This is a genomic window from Lactococcus sp. S-13, assembly GCF_004210295.1.
In the GTDB taxonomy this organism is placed as follows: domain Bacteria; phylum Bacillota; class Bacilli; order Lactobacillales; family Streptococcaceae; genus Lactococcus.
This window is the reverse complement of record NZ_SDAK01000001.1, coordinates 1,478,626-1,492,694: the sequence shown is the minus strand read 5'-3', so window position 1 is coordinate 1,492,694 and position 14,069 is coordinate 1,478,626. Positions and strand designations below refer to the sequence as shown.

The window sequence follows — 14,069 nt, the reverse complement described above, 5'->3', positions numbered from 1 at the left end:
CCTTTATAACAGCAAAAAGAAGAGTCGTCAGTGAACTGACGGCTTTTTTGCTGAGAGAAAATGCTGACGAAAACGAAAAAGCAAATTCGTCAGCATTTTCTCTGCTTACTTTGGAGGCGAAAGCGTAATCAGGCAAGTTGAGCTACTAATCTAACTCAAAATGTGGTAAAATAGAATCGTTAATACTGTCTTTTATTAAAAAAAGACAAGTAAAATCGCCAAAAGTCTTTGGATTGAATCAGAATAAGTTTTATTTTGTAAGCAATCATTGATTTTAGCGAAACTTTGAAAATTTCCATGTGAGGAATTATGTTTAATAACTTGAAAAATAAAGCGCAAGAAGAAATTCTTCCGCAGCACATCGGCGTTATCATGGATGGAAATGGTCGGTGGGCGAAAGCCAAAGGTAAACCGCGAATTTTTGGGCATAAAGCAGGCATGGACGCACTGAAAAAAGTTGCTGTTCACGGTGCTAGACGAGGCATCAAAGTCATGACCGTTTACGCTTTTTCCACAGAAAATTGGGCAAGACCCGTTGATGAAGTGAAATTTATCATGAGCTTGCCGATTGATTTTTATGGTAAATATATGCCGACTTTAAAGGCTGAAAATATTCAAATTCGGATGATTGGTGAACGCGAAGGCTTGCCTAAAGCAACTCTGGCTTCAATTGATCGTGCAGCGGCCGAAACCGCTGAAAACACGGGAATGATTTTGAATTTTGCGATGAATTATGGCGGACGGCGCGATATTATTTTGGCGGTGCAAAAATTGGCTCAAACAGGTCAAGATTTGACGACAGTAACCGAAGAAGAGTTGGCAACGGCTTTGCAAACTGCGATTTTGCCTGAGGAAGTGCGTGAACCAGATCTCATTGTTCGGACATCAGGTGAGCAACGGATGTCAAATTTCTTGACTTGGCAAGCTGCTTACAGTGAATTATATTTTACAGACACGGCGTGGCCAGATTTTGATGAGGCACAGCTTGATCAAGCGATTTTAGCCTTCCAAAAACGCGATCGCCGATATGGAGGATTGAAATAATGATGCAACGAATCATCACCGGAGTCATTGCTGGCGCACTATTTCTGGGAATTTTAGTGTTGGGTGGCGTTTATTTCCAAATTTTGGTGGCGCTACTCGTCATTGTGGCGATGCAAGAACTTTTCCGAATGTATAAGCTACAATTACTTTCATTTGAAGGAATTTTAGCCACTTTGGCGGCACTCTCATTGGCTTTGCCTGTGGGCACACATTGGCTGGGCCTGAATATGGACGGCGGTGTCATGCTGTTTACTCTTTTTGTCTTTGCGATGCTGGTCGGCATGGTTTTCTCAGATGGTAAATATTCTTTTGTAGATGTGGGCTTTCCATTTCTTTCAGCCTTTTATGTCGGGATTGGTTTTCAAAACCTTTTGACTGCTCGTCAAAGCAGCATCTATATTGTCTTTTTAGCACTTTTTATTGTGTGGGCGACCGACATCGGTGCCTATGCTTTTGGTCGGAGCTTAAAAGAAAAATTTCCACAAAAACTGCTGCCTTCTGTCTCGCCAAATAAAACCGTAATCGGTTCAGTCGGCGGGATCGCCTCAGCAGTTGTAGTCGCTTTGGTCATGTATTTCCTCTTTACTAAAGAAATGCCACAGATTGGCTATATGAAGCTGATTATCTTTTCAATCATCTTCTCAATCGTTGGACAAATGGGCGACTTGGTTGAATCAAGTATCAAACGACATTTTGGTGTGAAAGATTCAGGTAAAATTCTGCCAGGACATGGTGGAATCCTTGATCGCTTTGATAACCTTATCTTCGTTTTCCCAATCATGCACCTACTTGGTTTATTTTAATCGCTTTTCATTTTGAGCCAACCATTGAAACGATTCAATGTATTTAAAGGTAAAATCTAAAAATAGTGCGCCCTGCACAAATCAAAAGGAGGAAGTTATTTGATTGAATCATTGATAACCTTTGTCATCATTTTTGGAATCATCGTTGCAATTCACGAATATGGACATCTCTGGTGGGCAAAACGCTCAGGAATTTTAGTCCGTGAATATGCCGTGGGAATGGGCCCTAAAATTTTTGCCCACCAAGCAAAAGATGGCACTCTTTACACCATTCGGATTTTGCCACTTGGCGGCTATGTTCGTTTGGCCGGCTGGGGCGATGACAAAACAGAAATTAAAAAAGGACAAGCGGCAAGTTTGGTGGTCAGCCAAGAGAAAATGCTGACGCAAACCAAAACAGCTGGAGAAAATGCTGACATAAATGAAAATCAGCCCGTCAGTGAAATCATTCGCCGCATCAACCTCTCCGAACACGTCGAACTAGACAATGCTTTGCCGATGCTCATCACAGCTTATGATTTTGAAGAAGAATTGTTTATCGAAGGTGAAGTTTTCGGTGAACTCAAACGCTACAAAGTCGATCATGATGCAACAATCATCGAAGAAGATGGCACAGAAGTACGTATTGCCCCGCTTGATGTCCAATATCAATCAGCCAATGTTATCCACAAAATGCTGACGAACTTTGGTGGGCCTTTGAATAATTTCATTTTGGGACTGGTCGCTTTTATCGTCTTGACCTTTGTGCAAGGAGGCGTCGCCTCAAATGCCAATATCATTGGACAAGTCGAAAAAGGAACCCCTGCTTATAACGTTGGTCTAAAAGCGGGCGACAAAATCAACCAAGTCAACGGGACTAAGACAGCCACTTGGCCTAAAGTTGTCCAAGAAATTACAGATTCAGACGGTGAAACATTAAAGTTAGCCATCGAACGTCAAGGCCGTGTAAAAACAATTGAAGTGCGTCCCAAAAAGATTGACGGAAACTACCGTGTTGGGATTATGCAAAGTATCAAAACAGGCTTTTGGGATAAAGTGACGGGTGGATTCGTCCAAGCAGCCCAAGCAACCACTATGATTTTCAGAGCCTTGGGTAGTCTTATTGTGCAACCAAGCCTTGATAAATTAGGAGGGCCAGTTGCGATTTATCAACTCAGCAATGAAGCCAGACAAGCAGGTCTTCCCGCGATTATCTCACTTCTTGCCATGTTGTCAATCAATCTGGGAATTGTCAATCTCTTTCCTATCCCCGTGCTTGACGGTGGTAAAATCGTCTTAAATCTCATCGAAGCAATTCGAGGAAAAGCCTTGTCAGCAGAAAAAGAATCCGTGATTACACTCATTGGTGTAGCCTTTATGGTGCTCCTCTTTATCGCAGTCACATGGAATGATATTCTGCGCCTCATTCAATAAAAACAACAGTCATTCAGACTAAAAAAAGGAAAATTTTAATCATGAAACAATCAAAAATGCTTATCCCAACGCTACGGGAAATGCCTTCTGATGCTCAAGTCATCAGTCATGCGCTTCTGATGCGCGCCGGCTATGTTCGCCAAATTTCTGCTGGTGTTTACGCTTATCTTCCACTGGCAAATCGTGTGCTTGAAAAATTGAAAAACATCATGCGTGAAGAATTTGAAGAAATCGGTGCTGTTGAGCTTCTCGCTCCGACTTTGCTTACGGCGGATCTTTGGCGTGAATCAGGTCGTTACGAAACTTACGGTGAAGATTTGTACAAATTGAAAAACCGTGACAGTTCAGACTTTATCTTAGGCCCAACACATGAAGAAACAATGACGGCTTTGGTTCGTGATGAAATCACTTCATACAAAAAATTACCCCTCAACGTTTATCAGATTGCGACCAAATATCGTGATGAAAAACGCCCACGTTATGGCCTCTTGCGCGGTCGTGAGTTTATCATGAAAGATGGATACAGCTTCCACGCTGACCAAGATTCACTTGATGAAACTTACCTTGATTACAAAAAAGCTTATGAAAAAATCTTTGAACGCGCTGGTTTGAATTTCAAACCAATCATCGCCGATGCTGGGGCAATGGGTGGTAAAGATAGCCAAGAATTTATTGCGATTACAGATGATCGTATCAATCTTGAAAAATGGTTGGTTTTGAGCAAAAATATTGCCTCAATCGAAGAAATTCCTGAGTCTGTTTTGGAAGATATCAAAACTGAACTTGGCAAATGGTTGGTCGCTGGTGAAGACACAATTGTTTACGCTGAAGGCGGAGACTACGCAGCCAACATCGAAATGGCCAGCAGCCAATTTGAGCCAGCTGTTGCTTATACTGAAGAGCTTGAGCTTGAAAAAGTAGCCACACCGGACGTTAAAACAATTGATGAAGTGGCAGCTTTCCTTGAGATTGATCCAGCGCACACGATTAAAACAATGGTTTATCGGGCTGATGAAGAACTCGTTGTCATCTTACTTCGTGGAAATGACCAACTCAATGAAGTAAAATTAACCAATCATCTGGGGGCATCATTCCTTGAGGCTGCAAGCGAAGCAGATGTTGAAGCAGCTTTTGGTGCACATTTTGGTTCTCTTGGTCCAGTTGGTATGAAAGAAGTTAAAATTATCGCTGACCGCGAAGTTGAACCAATCAAAAATGCGGTGGTTGGTGCAAATGAAGATGGCTTCCACTACATCAATGCTAACATTGGTCGTGATTTTGAAGTTTCAGAATTTGTTGATTTGCGTACAGTCAATGAAGGTGAAATTTCACCAGATGGTCGTGGCACGTTGAAATTTGCCCGAGGCATTGAAATCGGTCATATTTTCAAATTGGGAACACGTTATAGCGAAGCAATGAATGCGAATGTTCTTGACGCCAATGGTCGAGCAATTCCAATGATTATGGGTTGTTATGGAATCGGTGTGAGCCGTTTGCTCTCTGCGATTTTGGAACAATTTGCACGCATCTACGTGGAAAAAACACCAAAAGAAGAATACAAATTCTCATGGTCAATCAATTTCCCAACTGAATTGGCACCATTTGATATTCACCTTGTTCCGGTGAACACAAAAGATGAAGCAGCCATGGAATTAACAGCGGAACTTGAAAGTAAATTGCGCGCTAAAGGTTATCAAGTTTTAGTGGATGATCGTAATGAACGTGCAGGGGTTAAATTTGCAGATAGCGACTTGATTGGTTTGCCAGTCCGCGTCACAATTGGTAAAAAAGCTGCCGAGGGTATTGTTGAAGTAAAAATTCGTGCGACAGGTGAAGTTGTTGAAATTAACAAAGATGAACTTGTGAACACGATTGAAATATTGGGGCAGAATTAAAAGATGTGAAAAATGTTGTTGACAGCATTTTTCCCGTCAGAGAAAATGCTGACGGAATTATAAAATGAGTTTTTAAGCTAGAAAAATTACTGACGAATTGATCAGTAATTTTTCTTGTCAAAAAAAGCGGAGTCTAGGGCTTTTTTTATGCTATAATGGGAAATGAGTTCTATCTGAGGATAGAAAAAAATCAAGAAAAGGGCAACGAATTTCATGGAAAATCTTTTTGAAAAATTGATGGATCAGATTAAAATGCCACCGAATATGCGGTCAGCAAAGTTTTTCGCACAAGCTGAGATTGAAAATGTTGAGGTGCATACGGCAAGTAAACGCTGGCGTTTTCAGTTGATTTTTGATGAAATTTTGCCGATTGAAACTTACACATTACTGACGGATTTGACGGCCACTGCTTTTGCTAACATTGCAAAAACAGAACTTTCAATCAGCGTTCGTCAGCCAGATTTTACGGCTGAGCAGCTCAATGCTTATTATCAATATGCGCTGACTTTACCAGAACTTTCGGATCCAGCATTTTCCAGCATTTTTAAAAAATATCAGCTGGAGCTGCGAGGTGTCCAAGTCAATTTGTTGGTCGAGGATAATCCACGCATTGACTGGTTCGTCAAAAAATATTTTCCAGTTTTGGAAGAAAAATTTGTGGAGTTTGGCTTTGGCCAACTCAAAATTCGTCCGGTTGTTGATCAGCAATTGACCGAGCAACAAGCAGCCGCCCACGCTGAAAAAGTTGCGGCAAAATTAGCGGCACAAACCGCTGAACAAGCCCAAGTTTCAGAGAAGAAAAAACAGCGGACGCAAGAAAATGAAAGCAAAAATGTTCGAGAACCAAAGCCTGAATTTGTAGAAACCGCCCTGTCTGACGGAATTGCATTTGGACGAAAAATCAGTGGACAAAGTCCCGTCACGAGCATGGCTTTCATTGCTGGCGAAGGGTCTGGCGTAATTTTTGAAGGCCTTGTTTTTGAAGCCATCCACCGTGAATTTACAGGAAAAGAATCCGGTAAAACCAATCATATCCTTGAGTTGAAAATGGCAGACGAAACCTCAACCTTCATGATTACAAAATGGGGACGCAAGGAGGAAGAAATTGCACAATTTGACAAAATTGTGGCCGCCGTCAAAACTCAAAACGAAAAAATGTTTACAGATGAATCCGTCAGCATTTCCGATTTACTGACGGAAGGGCTTTGGTTGCGAACCCAAGGAAACATTGAGCATGACAAATACAAAGATGACCTCGTCATGACCGCTAACGCAATCGTTGAAATTAAAGCTAAAGAGACCGTGGACAAAGTCGCCCTCCAAATTCAAGCCGTCAAATCTGATAAGCTTCAGCTAGGTCGAGAAATCAAAAACAATGAACCCATCACCCCGATGCGTTCCGTCAGCGAATTCTCTACAAATGGGCCAGTAGTTTTTGAAGGCTATGTCTTCAAAGGCGAGCTGCGGGAAATCAAATCCCGTAAAACAGGCAACGTCAGCTACCTGCTGGAATTTGAAATGACCGACTACACTTCCAGTTTTTACGTGCAAAAATGGGTGCGCGGCGAAGAAGAAATCAATCTGGCTAAACAGATTAAAGCAGGCCTATGGTGCCGGGTGCGTGGAACCGTTCAGCGCGATACATTCAAAAATGACTTGGTCTTGCAGTTGAGCGATTTGATTGAAATTCCAACGCAAAATGTTCGCGAAGACAAATCCGATGAAAAACGGGTGGAATTTCACGCTCATACCAACATGAGCCAAATGGATGCCATTCCTTCAGCTTCAAGCTTAGTGGCGCAGGCAGCCAAATGGGGTCACAAGGCTATTGCCATTACTGACCACGGTGGACTGCAATCTTTCCCCGAAGCCCACTCGGCGGGCAAAAAGAACGGGGTCAAGATTATCTACGGCGTAGAGGCCAATCTGGTCGAAGACAAGATTCCCATTGTTTACAACGAAGCCGACGTGGATATGTACGAATCCACCTATGTGGTCTTTGACGTGGAAACCACGGGACTTTCAGCGGTTAACAACGACTTGATTCAGATTGCCGCCACCAAGATGCACAAGGGTAATCCCATCGAAGAATTTGACGAATTCATCAACCCAGGCTATCGCCTGAGCGAATTCACCACTGAGCTGACGGGGATTACCGATGACCATGTCAAAAATGCCAAACCCCTCTATGAAGTGTTGACAGCTTTCCAAAAATTCTGCGAAGGGACAATCCTCGTCGCCCACAACGCAACCTTTGACGTGGGCTTTATGAACATGAATTATGGTCGCAATGGACTGCCTATCATCACCCAACCTGTGGTCGATACGCTGGAATTTGCCCGCAATCTTTACCCTGAAATGAAACGTTTTGGTCTAGGGCAACTGACCAAGAAATTCCAAATTGGTCTGGAGCACCACCACATGGCCAACTTTGACGCAGAAGCCACAGGCCGTTTACTCTTTGTCTTCTTGGAAGAATTGCGCACACGAAACACAGGCTGGCGCAGCCTTTTAGAACTCAATGACAAGTTGGTCAGTGAGGATTCTTACAAAAAAGTCCGTCCAAAACACGTGACTCTCTATGCCAAAACACAAGAAGGTCTGAAAAATCTTTTCAAACTGGTTAGCTATGGTAATGTCCGCTATTACTCAGGTATTCCACGGATTCCACGTTCTGTCTTGCAGGAAAATCGGGCTGGACTTTTGGTTGGCTCAAGCTGTGAAGTAGGCGAAGTGTTTGATGCGATCATCAACAAAACATTTGAAGAAACTGTCGAAATCGCCAAGTTCTATGATTTCATCGAAGTCTTCCCCCCTGCGCTCTACCGGGCTTTGCTTGTCGGCGGTTCTTTCAAATCCGAGAAAGAATTAGAACAAACCCTCAAAAATTTGATCAAAGTCGGAAAGACCCTAGGCAAACCCGTTCTTGCAACAGGCAATCTCCATTATCTGAACCCCGAAGATGCCATTTACCGCGAAATCATTGTCCGTTCCCTCGGACTAGGAGCGGAAATCAACTGGACCCAAGGTCACGGTGAACACGCCAAACCCTTACCTCTACCAGAAGCACATTTTCGTACGACTGATGAAATGTTAGAAGCGTTCAGCTTTTTGGGCGAAAAAACAGCGCATGAAATTGTTATTGAAAACACCAATAAATTAGCAGATGAATTTGATACCCTAACGCCTGTACGTGAGGATCTCTACACACCAAAAATGGTCTTTGATGGCGGCGAAACATCTGAAGAACGGATTGTACGCTTGACTTATGAAAAAGCGCACGAGTGGTACGGCAATCCTCTGCCAGACATTATTGATGCTAGATTAGAAAAAGAGCTGCGCTCGATTTTGGGAAATGGTTTCTCAGTAGTCTATATCATTTCTCAAGAGCTTGTAAAACGTTCCAACGACCGTGGTTATATCGTTGGCTCTCGGGGATCTGTCGGCTCTAGCTTGGTTGCGACCATGATTGGGATTACGGAGGTCAATCCTTTAGCACCGCACTATCGCTGTCCAGAATGTCAATATTTTGAATGCTACGATGACGGTTCTTACGGTTCAGGCTATGATATGCCTGATAAAGATTGTCCAAAATGCGCGCACAAGCTCATTAAAGACGGTCATGATATTCCGTTTGAAACCTTTCTTGGTTTCAAAGGCGACAAGGTACCCGATATTGACTTGAACTTCTCAGGTGATGATCAACCCTTTGCTCACTTAGATGTGCGTGATATTTTCGGAGAAGATTATGCTTTTAGAGCAGGAACTATTGGTACGGTTGCCGAAAAGACGGCTTTTGGCTTCGTTAAAGGCTACGAACGTGATTATGACCAGTTCTATGGCAATGCGGAGATTGACCGTCTGGCGGCTGGCTCGACCGGGGTTAAACGGACAACGGGTCAGCACCCGGGTGGGATTATCGTTATTCCAAACTATATGGACGTTTATGATTTTTCACCAGTCCAATTTCCAGCCGACGATGTCAATGCCGAATGGCAAACCACTCACTTTGATTTCCATGCCATTCATGATAATATCTTGAAACTCGATATTCTCGGACACGATGATCCGACCATGATTCGAAAACTCCAAAGTTTATCAGGAATCGTTCCACAGGATATTCCGATGGATGATGCAGGAGTTATGAAGCTTTTCAGCGGAACAGAATCACTTGGTGTGACCGAAGAACAACTTGGAGTAAAACTTGGAACATTAGGAATTCCTGAAATGGGAACCTTTACCTCAATGAACATGATTGCTGAAGCAAAACCAAAAACTTTTGCTGATTTGCTCCAAATTTCTGGACTCTCACATGGTACAGACGTTTGGTCAGGAAATGCCCAAGAGTTGATTCGTTCAGGAATTGCTGACTTGTCAAGTGTTATTGGCTGTCGAGATGATATCATGGTTTACCTGATTCACGCAGGACTTAATGAGTCAATGGCTTTCAATATTATGGAACGAGTGCGTAAAGGAATGTGGAGTAAGATTTCTGCCGAAGAACGTGAAAAATATGTCGAAGAAATGCGTGCCCACGATGTTCCTGAGTGGTATATCGAATCTTGTTCAAAGATTAAATATATGTTCCCTAAAGCCCATGCGGCAGCCTATATCATGATGGCTCTGCGTGTTGCTTATTTCAAAGTGCATTATCCCATTTACTATTATTGTGCTTGGTTCTCCATTCGGGCAACGGCCTTTGACATTGGGGTCATGGGTGCTGGACTTGAAGCAGTCAAAGCCAAGATGAAAGAAATCAAAGACAAAGGGTTTGATGCTACCAATGTCGAAAGCAATCTTTACACCACTTTGGAACTTTGTAATGAGATGTTAGAGCGTGGTTTCACTTTTGGGAAAATTGACCTGTATCGCTCAGATGCTACAGAATTTGTTATTGACGGAGATACGTTGATTCCACCTTTTGTCACAATGGATGGTCTTGGCGAAAACGTGGCCAAACAAATCGTCGCAGCGCGTGCCGAAGGCGAATTTTTAAGTAAAATGGAACTTAGAAAACGCGGAGGAGTTTCGCAAACAATTGTTGAAAACATGACCAATATGGGTGTCTTGCAAGGGATGCCTGATGACAATCAACTTAGCTTGTTTGAAGATTTCTTCTAAAATAAAAAAATCGAAAATTGATATTTTCGATTTTTTTTATTATTGGGTGTTACATTTACGACTTTTTTGCGTATAGTTGGGTATGATTCAAAAAAAAGCAGAAGAAATGATTCAAAAAGCAATTGATGCAGCTGCCTATGATATCTACATCGTCCCGTCTAGTAAAGGCTATCGGATATATTTTCATCAACTGAGCGCAAGGCGATTTTTGTTTGAAGAACTAGATGAAGCGCAAGGCTTAGCCCTTCTTGCCCATTTTAAATTTTTGTCTGGAATGAATACCGGAGAGCGTCGGCGTGTGCAATTGGGGGCTTGTTGGTATGATTTATCTACTGGCTCTAGTCGCCGGTTGCGCTTGTCTACAGTGGGAGACTTTGAAGCGCGTGAGTCGTTAGTGATACGAATTTTACATGATGACCAGCAAAAACTAAAATTTTGGTTTGATGATGAACAAAGTATCCAAAAGGCACATTATGGGCGAGGGTTACATTTATTTGCTGGACCAGTCGGTTCTGGAAAAACTTCCTTGATGATTGAGCTTGCTCGTCGTCAGTTCTCTGGCCGCCAAGTGATTACGATTGAAGATCCCGTGGAGCTGGTTGAGCCTGATTTCATCCAGTTACAGGTTAATGAGATTATTGGAAATAGCTATGATGAACTGATTAAGTTATCCTTGCGACATCGTCCAGATTTATTAATCGTTGGCGAGATACGTGATCAAAAAACAGCCCGAGCGGTCTTGCGAGCAAGTCTGACAGGCTATACGGTGTTCTCAACAGTCCACGCACGCTCAGTTGCTGGCGTCTGGCAACGACTTTTGGAACTCGGTTTAAGTAGATGGGAGTTGGAAAATAGTCTGAAAACTGTTGTTTATCAACGTTTGATTGGTGGGAAAGGAGTCGTTGATGTCGCCCAAGAAAAATTTGAAAGCTGGTCAACAATCGGCTGGAATGCAAAGCTTAATCAGCTTTTTACAAATGGATCTCTCACAGCTGATGAACTCGCAACGGAAAAAATTGAGTCTAGCTAAGCAGGCAAAGTTGATTCAACTCATGGGAAATTTATTGAATAGCGGGTTTCATCTGGTCGAAGTTATTCAGTTTCTTTCCTTGTCCCATTTGGTCGAAGCAGAGTTTGTAAGTCAAATGCAAGAAGGATTAGCTGATGGTCAAAGCCTTGCAGAGTTGTTAGGGCAACTGCATTTTTCTAAAAATGTTGTTACTCAAATAGCACTAGTCGAATTTCATGGCGATTTGGCAGGAACCATGCACTTGGTCGAAAGTCACTTGAAAAAACAACTTAAAGTGAAGCAAAAATTGATTGAAGTTGCCACTTATCCTCTGATTTTGCTCCTCTTTTTGGTTGGTATCATTTGGGGATTGAAAAATTATCTACTTCCTCAGCTTGGTCAAGGCAATAATATGGCAGATTTATTGATTGAACATTTACCACTGGTATTTTTTGGGATTTTAAGCAGTTTTCTTTTATTAGTCGGGTTGGTAGGGATCATTTTTAAAAAGAAAACGACCCTTTGGAAGGTTCGCTCACTCGTGAAACTACCCTTGGTGAGTCAACTGATTCGTCTTTATTTGAGTGCCTATTTTGCACGAGAATGGGGAAATTTGATTGCACAAGGTGTGGAATTGCGACAAGTGGTTCAACTCATGGAAACTCAAAAAAGTCGTATTTTTTCTGAAGTTGGACAAAATCTGACAAAAAACTTTCAAGCGGGTCAAACTTTTGAAACATCTGTAGAAAAATTAGAGATTTTTTTACCAGAGCTTACTTTGATGATTAAATATGGGGCGCTAAAAGATAAATTGGGTTTGGAGCTTTTAGTCTATGCGGATGAATGTTGGGAGCAGTTTTTTAGTAAGATTGATCGATTGATGCAGTTGATTCAACCTCTGGTTTTTATTTTTGTGGCTTTGATGATTGTATTATTGTATGCAGCAATGCTACTCCCTATTTACTCAAATATGGGTGTCGGAATGTAGATTTTTAAGAGGAAAAATAATGAAAAAAGAAATTAAAGCGTTCACGTTAATTGAGATGTTAGTTGTTCTGGCTATTATTAGTATTTTGATTTTACTTTTTGTACCAAATTTGTTGAAAGAAAAAGCGCAGGTGCAGTCAACGGGTGAAGCAGCAGTTGTCAAGGTTGTTGAGAGTCAAGCGCAACTTTATGAATTAGACCATGACGACAAGCAGCCAAGTTTGACTGATTTGGTTGCAGCTGACATGATTACGCCAAAGCAGGTCGCATCGTATGAAAATTATTATAAAGAAAACAAATCAGAAACGCCGGAGTTGGCGAACTGATGCTTTTACCTTATTGGAGTCTTTGCTTGTCTTATCTCTCATTTCTTTTCTAACTCTGGTATTTTCAGCTCAGTTGATCCAAACGTTGCATTTGGTCAAAGGAGAGCTCTTTGTGCTAAAGTTTGAAGAACTTTATAAGCGAACCCAAGAGGATGCAGCTTTAGAAGCAAGTGTGGAATATTTAGGAGCTAAAAATGGAAATTTATTAGCTGGTCAAGAAAAAGTGACACTTCCTAAAGAGGTTAAAATTACAGATTTTACAGTAAAATTTGACGCAAAAGGTGAGAATTCTAGTTTACAAAAAATCAAAATTTATCTGCCTTATGAAAGTAAAGCAATCACGTATCAAATGGAGATGGGGAGTGGAAAATATAAAAAACAGATCAATTAGAGCTTATTTACTCTTGGAGAGTTTGATTACACTAGCGCTTTTAAGTGTTTTGGTAGGAACTGTTTTGACTGAAATTACACGTAGTCGAACGCAAGAAAATATTGAAAACCAGCAAATTGAGGCTTTAAGTGTTGCTCGAATGGCTGTTGATAGTCAGATGAGTAGTTTATCATTAAATGGTGCAACGATAAAAGTTGTTCATAGTCCTACAAAAATTTTTATCAGTAATCATGGAGAGGAGTTGCTTGAACTTGAAAGAGAGGATTAAGGCGTTTACTTTGTTGGAATGCTTAGTGGCTTTATTGGCAATCTCTGGCTCAGTATTAGTTATTTCAGGACTCACCAACTTAATAGTTAAACAAATCCAAGCCACTAAGGATGACCAAACGAAAGATTGGCAAATTTTTTGTGAGCAGATGCGGTCAGAGTTAGCTGGCTCAAAGTTTGAAAAAGTAGAAGAAAACTTTCTTTACATTGATAAGGACAAGGGCGTTCGGTTCGGTTTGGTTGGCTCAGATTTTCGTAAAACGTCTGAAAGTGGGCAAGGCTATCAACCAATGCTTTATCATTTGAAAAATGTAAAGATAACTGAAACTGGCGGGATAGTGAGTATGCAAATAGATTTTAATACGGGAGGTGAGCGGACATTCATTTATCGATTTTTAGACGTCCAGTGAGGGCAGGAATTTTACTTTATGCGCTCGTTTTATCTGTGATTTTTGGCTTATTTTTACAGTTTTCTTTGGAAAAGCAAGTGGCAGATGAGCGGCAGATGCTTAGAGAAAAGAATCGTTTAACAGCGGAGTTAATGGTTTCTTTGAGTATGGAAAATCCACTTAAAGAGCAAGGAGAGCTTCATTTTAATCAGGGCTGGCTGACTTATCATTCACTTGGGCAGGAGGTTGTTCCACCAGCAAGTAGAGAAAATACTGACGAAAATTGCGTCAGTAAAAAAGATTATATTTTTAACGTCTATTTGACTGACGGAAGTAGTTTTCAAATAAAAAATTAAAATATAACGTTAACCAGTTGACATTATTTTTCCTTTGAGATATAATTAACCAGTAAACTAATCATGGA

At 41.5% G+C, this 14,069-nt stretch carries 12 protein-coding genes; all 12 read left to right on the top strand.

The features are described from left to right. Positions 1 to 309: 309 nt before the first annotated feature. The 12 genes from EQJ87_RS07420 to comGG all read left to right on the top strand — a co-directional run bounded on the left by EQJ87_RS07420 (position 310) and on the right by comGG (position 14,001). On the top strand, positions 310 to 1,044 hold the full coding sequence (locus tag EQJ87_RS07420) for an isoprenyl transferase (RefSeq protein WP_130124016.1): 735 nt from the start codon (positions 310 to 312) through the stop codon (positions 1,042 to 1,044). After that, entirely contained in the window at positions 1,044 to 1,847 is an 804-nt protein-coding gene (locus tag EQJ87_RS07415) for a phosphatidate cytidylyltransferase (RefSeq protein ID WP_130124015.1), read from the top strand. The genes EQJ87_RS07420 and EQJ87_RS07415 overlap by 1 nt, the downstream gene beginning before the upstream one ends. Before the next feature lie 99 nt (positions 1,848 to 1,946). After that, a complete protein-coding gene (rseP, locus tag EQJ87_RS07410) occupies positions 1,947 to 3,260 on the top strand; it encodes an RIP metalloprotease RseP (RefSeq protein ID WP_130124014.1) in 1,314 nt (437 codons plus the stop codon). Positions 3,261 to 3,301: 41 nt separating this feature from the next. After that, positions 3,302 to 5,155: a proline--tRNA ligase gene (locus tag EQJ87_RS07405; protein WP_130124013.1), complete on the top strand. Its 1,854-nt coding sequence runs from the start codon at positions 3,302 to 3,304 to the stop codon at positions 5,153 to 5,155. Positions 5,156 to 5,368: 213 nt separating this feature from the next. Then, positions 5,369 to 10,276 carry a PolC-type DNA polymerase III gene (locus tag EQJ87_RS07400; protein ID WP_130124012.1) on the top strand — a complete coding sequence of 1,636 codons (4,908 nt, stop codon included), beginning with the start codon at positions 5,369 to 5,371 and terminating at the stop codon, positions 10,274 to 10,276. An 82-nt stretch (positions 10,277 to 10,358) separates the two neighbouring features. Next, positions 10,359 to 11,306, top strand: a complete 948-nt coding sequence (comGA, locus tag EQJ87_RS07395) for a competence type IV pilus ATPase ComGA (RefSeq protein WP_130124011.1) — start codon at positions 10,359 to 10,361, stop codon at positions 11,304 to 11,306. After that, the gene (gene comGB / locus EQJ87_RS07390; protein WP_255411632.1) at positions 11,227 to 12,273 is read left to right on the top strand and encodes a competence type IV pilus assembly protein ComGB; all 1,047 of its coding nucleotides are present in this window, start codon (positions 11,227 to 11,229) and stop codon (positions 12,271 to 12,273) included. The genes comGA and comGB overlap by 80 nt, the downstream gene beginning before the upstream one ends. Before the next feature lie 19 nt (positions 12,274 to 12,292). After that, entirely contained in the window at positions 12,293 to 12,598 is a 306-nt protein-coding gene (gene comGC / locus EQJ87_RS07385) for a competence type IV pilus major pilin ComGC (RefSeq protein ID WP_130124009.1), read from the top strand. Continuing rightward, positions 12,546 to 12,989, top strand: coding sequence for a competence type IV pilus minor pilin ComGD (gene comGD, locus EQJ87_RS07380; protein WP_130124008.1), 444 nt, complete (start codon positions 12,546 to 12,548; stop codon positions 12,987 to 12,989). Before comGC ends, comGD begins: the two co-directional genes overlap by 53 nt. Then, complete coding sequence (gene comGE / locus EQJ87_RS07375; protein ID WP_223804520.1) at positions 12,961 to 13,257, top strand: competence type IV pilus minor pilin ComGE; 297 nt, start codon at positions 12,961 to 12,963, stop codon at positions 13,255 to 13,257. Before comGD ends, comGE begins: the two co-directional genes overlap by 29 nt. Then, positions 13,241 to 13,666 (top strand): competence type IV pilus minor pilin ComGF, encoded by a 426-nt coding sequence (comGF, locus tag EQJ87_RS07370; protein WP_190289057.1) that lies wholly within the window; start codon positions 13,241 to 13,243, stop codon positions 13,664 to 13,666. The genes comGE and comGF overlap by 17 nt, the downstream gene beginning before the upstream one ends. After that, complete coding sequence (gene comGG / locus EQJ87_RS07365) at positions 13,663 to 14,001, top strand: competence type IV pilus minor pilin ComGG (RefSeq protein WP_223804519.1); 339 nt, start codon at positions 13,663 to 13,665, stop codon at positions 13,999 to 14,001. The genes comGF and comGG overlap by 4 nt, the downstream gene beginning before the upstream one ends. Positions 14,002 to 14,069: the final 68 nt, after the last annotated feature.

Coding starts and splice junctions, on each gene's coding strand:
- EQJ87_RS07400 (WP_130124012.1), top strand. CDS start 5,369: ATGGAAAATCTTTTTGAAAAATTGATGGATCAGATTAAAATGCCACCG.
- EQJ87_RS07405 (WP_130124013.1), top strand. CDS start 3,302: ATGAAACAATCAAAAATGCTTATCCCAACGCTACGGGAAATGCCTTCT.
- comGC (WP_130124009.1), top strand. CDS start 12,293: ATGAAAAAAGAAATTAAAGCGTTCACGTTAATTGAGATGTTAGTTGTT.
- comGD (WP_130124008.1), top strand. CDS start 12,546: ATGAAAATTATTATAAAGAAAACAAATCAGAAACGCCGGAGTTGGCGA.
- comGA (WP_130124011.1), top strand. CDS start 10,359: ATGATTCAAAAAAAAGCAGAAGAAATGATTCAAAAAGCAATTGATGCA.
- EQJ87_RS07415 (WP_130124015.1), top strand. CDS start 1,044: ATGATGCAACGAATCATCACCGGAGTCATTGCTGGCGCACTATTTCTG.
- EQJ87_RS07420 (WP_130124016.1), top strand. CDS start 310: ATGTTTAATAACTTGAAAAATAAAGCGCAAGAAGAAATTCTTCCGCAG.
- comGB (WP_255411632.1), top strand. CDS start 11,227: ATGCAAAGCTTAATCAGCTTTTTACAAATGGATCTCTCACAGCTGATG.